This is a genomic window from Collinsella sp. AM44-11 (assembly GCF_003467145.1).
Classification (GTDB): Bacteria; Actinomycetota; Coriobacteriia; order Coriobacteriales; family Coriobacteriaceae; genus Collinsella.
Window position 1 is genome coordinate 1,908 of sequence record NZ_QSFE01000025.1, and the last position, 5,652, is coordinate 7,559.

Annotated in this window: 5 protein-coding genes and 1 tRNA gene (1 of these 6 cut by a window edge); all 6 read left to right on the top strand. The window is 62.1% G+C overall.

The window, feature by feature from the left end; all coding sequences use genetic code 11:
* Window positions 1-40 (top strand) — tRNA-OTHER (locus DW943_RS10145) (it extends 65 nt beyond the left edge of the window).
* A gap of 161 nt (window positions 41-201) precedes the next feature.
* Window positions 202-591, top strand: a complete 390-nt coding sequence (locus DW943_RS10150) for an Asp23/Gls24 family envelope stress response protein (protein WP_199572896.1) — start codon at window positions 202-204, stop codon at window positions 589-591.
* 27 nt (window positions 592-618) lie between these two features.
* Window positions 619-2,280 (top strand): DAK2 domain-containing protein, encoded by a 1,662-nt coding sequence (locus DW943_RS10155; protein ID WP_117564154.1) that lies wholly within the window; start codon window positions 619-621, stop codon window positions 2,278-2,280.
* A 10-nt stretch (window positions 2,281-2,290) separates the two neighbouring features.
* Complete coding sequence (gene recG, locus DW943_RS10160) at window positions 2,291-4,468, top strand: ATP-dependent DNA helicase RecG (RefSeq protein ID WP_089571700.1); 2,178 nt, start codon at window positions 2,291-2,293, stop codon at window positions 4,466-4,468.
* Window positions 4,465-5,121: a 16S rRNA (guanine(966)-N(2))-methyltransferase RsmD gene (gene rsmD / locus DW943_RS10165; RefSeq protein WP_117564152.1), complete on the top strand. Its 657-nt coding sequence runs from the start codon at window positions 4,465-4,467 to the stop codon at window positions 5,119-5,121. The genes recG and rsmD overlap by 4 nt, the downstream gene beginning before the upstream one ends.
* Window positions 5,114-5,611 carry a pantetheine-phosphate adenylyltransferase gene (coaD, locus tag DW943_RS10170; RefSeq protein WP_117564151.1) on the top strand — a complete coding sequence of 166 codons (498 nt, stop codon included), beginning with the start codon at window positions 5,114-5,116 and terminating at the stop codon, window positions 5,609-5,611. The genes rsmD and coaD overlap by 8 nt, the downstream gene beginning before the upstream one ends.
* The last annotated feature ends 41 nt before the right edge of the window (window positions 5,612-5,652 follow it).

A 5,652-nucleotide genomic window follows, 5' to 3' on the forward strand; every position in this document is an offset into this window, starting at 1 on the left:
AACCGCGCTGTTGTAGGTTCGAGTCCTACCCGGGGAGCCAGGTTGTAAAACCCGTCGCTTATGCGGCGGGTTTTTTCATGCCGCGACCACTTGACTCGAACGTTGCCATATCAACATTTCGTGTCGAGGATGTAATCCCGCGACCCACCACCTCAACATGGCGCGGTCGTTGTAGAATATTGCAATGATTGCTCCCACGACATGGTGCCGCGAGCACCAGATAAGGAGATTCTTGTGTCTGAGACCATTAACGGCAGCCTGAGCGTCTCGAACGACGTTATTGCCGATATTGCCGGTTATGCCGCGATGACGTGCTATGGCGTCGTCGGTATGGCTGAGCAGCTCCAAGGCGCCGAGAGCGTGCGCCTGCTTGCCGGTCAGCGCCTCCGCAAGGGCGTGCTTGTCTCCGCCGACGAGAACGGCCTTACGGTCGATCTTCACGTCGTGCTCGAGAACGGCGTCAACATGAAATCCGTCTGCCACAATCTTTCGAGCTCCGTTGCCTTCACCCTGCAGGAGATCGCCCAGATCGATCTCGCCAGCCTTAAGATCGGCATCCATATCGACGCGCTCAAGAGCCGTCTGAACTAGCATCCGAAAACGGAGATTTAAATACCCATGATTGCAAAGACCATTCGCACCTGTTTTCCGATCGCTGCGGCTGCCGTTTCCGACAAGGCCGAGGAGATCAACAAGCTCAACGTCTTTCCCGTGCCCGACGGTGACACCGGCACCAATATGTCGCTCACGCTCGCCTCGGTGACCAAGGAGCTTTCTGCCCTTCCCGCCGACGCCGACATGGAGGCCATCGCCGGCGCCATCACCCACGGCTCCCTGATGGGCGCCCGCGGCAACTCCGGCGTCATCACCTCGCAGATCTTGCGCGGCGTGGCCGAGGGCCTTGTCTCCGCCGACGAGCCCATTACGTCCGCCAACATCGCCTTCGCCTTCCGTCGTGCCGTCAAGGTTGCCTTCCAGGCCGTCCGTAAGCCCATCGAGGGTACGATCCTCACGGTGTTGCGCGATGTCTCGACCAAGGCCGACGAGTGCGAAAAGAAGAAGTTCTCGGCCGAGGACGCGCTCGACGCCATCGTCGTCGAGGCCTACCAGTCCGTCGCCCGCACGCCCGACCTGCTGCCCGTTCTGAAGGAGAACGGCGTGGTCGACTCCGGCGCCTTTGGCTTTGCTATTTTCCTTGAGAACTTTGTTGCCGCCGCTCTTGGCCGCAGCACCGTTGTCGAGGATTTCTCCGCCACGTTTGATTCCGCCTGCTCTGCCCGCGACGCGGCCCTTGGTCGTGTTGAGATCGAGGCCAACGACGACTGGGAGGGCTCGGAATTCCGCTACTGCAACGAGTTCCTCTTTAAGGCCGACGCTCCCTTTGACGAGGACGAGTGCCTCAAGTTCCTGGGTTCCATGGGCGACTGCGAGCTGCTCGTGGGTGCTTACCCCGATTACAAGATTCACGTGCACTCCAACACCCCCAACTTGGTGCTCGAGCACATGCTGCAGCTTGGTCAGATCTACGAAGTCTTTATCCATAACATGGAGATGGAGGCCCACGACCGTACTGCCAAGATCCACGAGGACCAGGAAAAGGCCGCCGAGCCCGCGAAGGCCCTGGGCTTTGTCGCCGTTGCCGCCGGTTCCGGCGAGGCAGACATCCTCAAGTCTCTCGGCGTTGACGTGATCGTCTCGGGTGGCCAGACCATGAACCCTTCGACTGCAGACCTGCTGGGCGCCGTCGACCAGGTCAACGCGACCTCGGTCATCATCCTGCCCAACAACGGCAACATCCGCATGGCCGCCGAGGCCGCTGCTTCAGCCTGCACCGACAAGAAGGTCGCCGTCGTTCCCACCAAGACCGTTCCGCAGGCCTTCTCCGCGCTGTTCGCGGTCCTACCCGATTCCGAGCTTGAGGATGCCGTCGCCGCTATGGTCGACGCCATCAGTGAGGTTCGCGATGGCGAGGTCACCCGTGCCGTGCGCGATTCCAGCGCCTCCGACGGCTCGCCGATTCACTCCGGTGACGTCATGGGTATCATTGCCGGCTCCATTGATGTGGTCGGCTCCGACGTGAAGCAGGTCACGCTCGATTGCATTAACCGTATGCAGGAGGAAGAGGAGGGCGACGCGCTGACGATTCTGGCAGGCGAGGAACTGTCCAATGAGGCCTTCCAGGAGATTGTCGATGCCATTGAGGAGGCTCAGCCCGATCTGGAGATTGACGCCCATCGTGGCGAGCAGCCGCTCTATCCCGTGATCTTCTCGATCGAGTAGGCAACTGCCCATGTCCGAACTGTGCTCCGTGCCGCGCGTCTCGGAGCGCTTTGCTCAGAGCAATGCGCTCGACGAGGATATCGCGCGACTCAAATATGTTTCGGGTAAACGTGAGGAGGCCCTTCGCCGTCTGGGAATTCGGACGGTGGGGGACCTCCTTCTCCATATCCCTCATCGATACCTGGACTTTACGCGCTCCTGGTCCATCGAGATGGCGCCCATCGGTACCGTGTGTACCATCATCGCCACGGTCGACCGTATCGTCCAAAAGCAGCCTCGTCCGCACATGCAGGTGACCGAGGTCTCACTCGTTGACGAGACGGGCGTGCTGCAGGTCGCCTTTTTCCGCCAGCCCTGGATTGCCCAGCAGCTTAAGCAGGGCGACCGCCTGGCCGTAATGGGTAAGGTCGAGTTTGCCTACGGCTTTAAGCAGATGGCCTCGCCGCACTTTGAAAAGCTTGAGGAAGGGCGCGCCGCGGGCACTATCCTGCCGGTCCATTACGTGAGTGACGGCGTGAGTCAGGCATGGATGCGCCGTATCGTAAGTGGCGCGCTCGAGGTCGTCGGCAATCCCTTTGATCCCATTCCGGCACGCTTACGCGTTAAACGTCGCCTGATGAGCCATGCCCGTGCCCTTCGATCGATCCACTTTCCCTCGAGCATGGCTGAGCGCGATATCGCGCGCGCACGGCTTGCCTACGAGGAGTGCCTCTACCTGCAGCTGGCGCTGCGCCTGCGCAACGACGGTGGCTTGGTCGAAGTCGCTCCCTACGCCCACGCCGCGGGCGAGCACCTGGCCGCGCTCAAGCAGGCCCTGCCGTTTTCGCTGAGCGACGAGCAGGAGGCCGCGTTCCAAGACATCCTGCGCGATATGTGCGATGGCGGGCGCGTGATGAACCGCCTGCTGCTGGGCGATGTCGGTACCGGTAAGACCGCCGTTGCCGCCTGCGCGCTGGCTGTGGCTGCCGATAGCGGCACACAGGCCTGCGTTATGGCGCCCACGGGCGTGCTGGCGCGTCAATATGCCGATAAGACCGGCCCTCTGCTCTCGCAGGCCGGCATGTCTTGGGCGCTTCTGACGGGTGCCACGCCGGCCGCAGAGCGCGAGCGCATCCATGCACAGCTGGAATCCGGAGAGCTCGACGTCCTCTTTGGAACCCATGCGGTCCTTTCGGATAACGTGGCGTTTAAGTATCTGTCGCTCGTAGTCATCGATGAGCAGCACCGGTTTGGCGTCGGCCAACGCAATGCCTTGCGCGCGAAGGGCCCCGGTGCCGATCTGCTCGTTATGACGGCAACGCCCATCCCGCGTACGCTGGCGCTTTCGGTCTACGGCGATCTGGACACGAGTATCATCCGCCATCGGCCCGTCCCTGGCGCTGGCGTGACGACACGCGTGCTTACCGAGTCGAGTCGCGACCTTGCCTATGGCGCCATCCGCGAGGCGCATGAAAAGGGTCAGCAGGCCTACGTGATTTGCCCGCTCGTGGAGCCGAGTGACTCGGCCGATGATCTGGAGGACGTGCCCGGTATCGTCCGCGACGACGAGGGCCGCGTGACGGTCCCCGTGCCGCTGCACGATACGGCGACCGAGCTCGATCGCCTGCGTCTGGCGTTGCCGGGTCTTGCCATCGAGCGCCTTCACGGCCGCATGCCAGCGGGGGAGAAGGACCAGGTTATCGATGCCTTTAAGCGTGGCGAGATTGACGTGCTCGTCTCGACTACGGTGGTCGAGGTGGGCGTCGACGTGCCTAACGCCACCGTCATGGTCATCGAGAACGGCGAGCGCTTTGGTTTGGCGGCGCTGCACCAGCTGCGCGGTCGCGTGGGCCGTGGCAGCGTGTCGGGCACGTGCCTGGTCATGACGCACTCCAAGGGCAACGGCGGCGCTTCGGCAGCACAAGATCGCCTGCAATCGCTCGAAAAAACCTCGGATGGCTTTACGCTCGCCCAGATGGACCTGCGTCTGCGCCACGAGGGCGAAATCCTGGGGTACCGCCAGCATGGCGGAGTGACCCTGCGCTTTGTCGACCTGGATGCCGACGAGGAGCTGATCGAGTGGGCCCATTTGGACGCGGTTGAGCTCTTGCGGTATGCTTGCAACCTTGACTCCGTGGCGACGCGCCCCCTGCGCGATGCGGTCGCCATGCGATATCGACACATTTTTAAGGAGGTCAGCGGAGGATGAGAATCATCGGCGGCGAATGGCGCGGTCGTAAGATCGAGGAGCCCCGTGGTCGCGATGTCACCCGCCCCACGACCGATCGCGTGCGCGAGGCATGCGCATCTATGGTCATGTCGGCATTCGACTTCGATCTGGACGAGGTCCGCGTGCTGGACGCCTTTGGCGGCTCCGGTGCCTTAGGGTTAGAGATGCTCTCACGTGGTGCCCGCTCGCTCACGACGTTCGAGATCGATCGGAATGCCGCGCGGCTCATTACCAAGAATATCGAGTCGCTCTGCCGTGACCGTGCGCGTTGGCGCGTGATAGCGGGCGACATGCTGGCGAGTGCCTCGCGCGGTCGTGTGCCGGGCGGCCCCTTTGATCTGGTCCTGCTCGACCCGCCCTATGCTTTTGGTGCCGAGCCGGTCGAGGAGCTGCTGCAGAAGCTGGCTCAGCAGGGTCTGCTTGCACCTGGCGCTTATGCCCTGTTTGAGCATGCCGCCGCCGATGCGGGCGCGCATCCGGCAGGCTTTGAGATCGTGCGCGAGAAGCGCTACGGCATTACCTCGGTCGACCTGCTTCGTTGGGTCGGCGATGACGATGGTGAGGAAGATTGCGCTGGCACCGATGCTCACAACAACGATGCCACGACGTTTCAGGAGGACGACCATGAATGACACCATCAACCGCGTGATCGTCCCGGGCACCTTCGATCCCATCACGTTTGGCCATATCGACGTCATCCGCCGCGCCCGCCGCATCTTTCCCAGTGTGATCGTCGCTGTTGCCGAGTCGCAGGGTAAAAACGGTGTGGGTACCACGTTTATGCTCGATGAGCGCGTGGCGCTGGCCCGCGAGGCGCTCGGTGATATCGACGGCGTCGAGGTCCTGCCCTTTACCGGCCTCTTGGTCGACTTCGCTCGCGAGCAGGGGGCGGGGGCCGTGGTCAAGGGCCTGCGCGCCATGACCGACTTTGAGTACGAGCTGCAGCAGGCAGATCTCAACTATCGCTTGGATAACGAGCTGGAGTCCATCTTTGTCATGAGTGCGCCGCAGTACGGCTATATCTCGAGCTCGGTCGTTCGCCAGATCGCCTCACTCGGCAGCGATGTATCGACGTTTGTCCCGCCCAACGTGGTCGAAGCGCTCAGACATCGCTTTTCGTGAGGTTGATTTCCGATCTCAGCCGAACACATTGAGCAAATAGG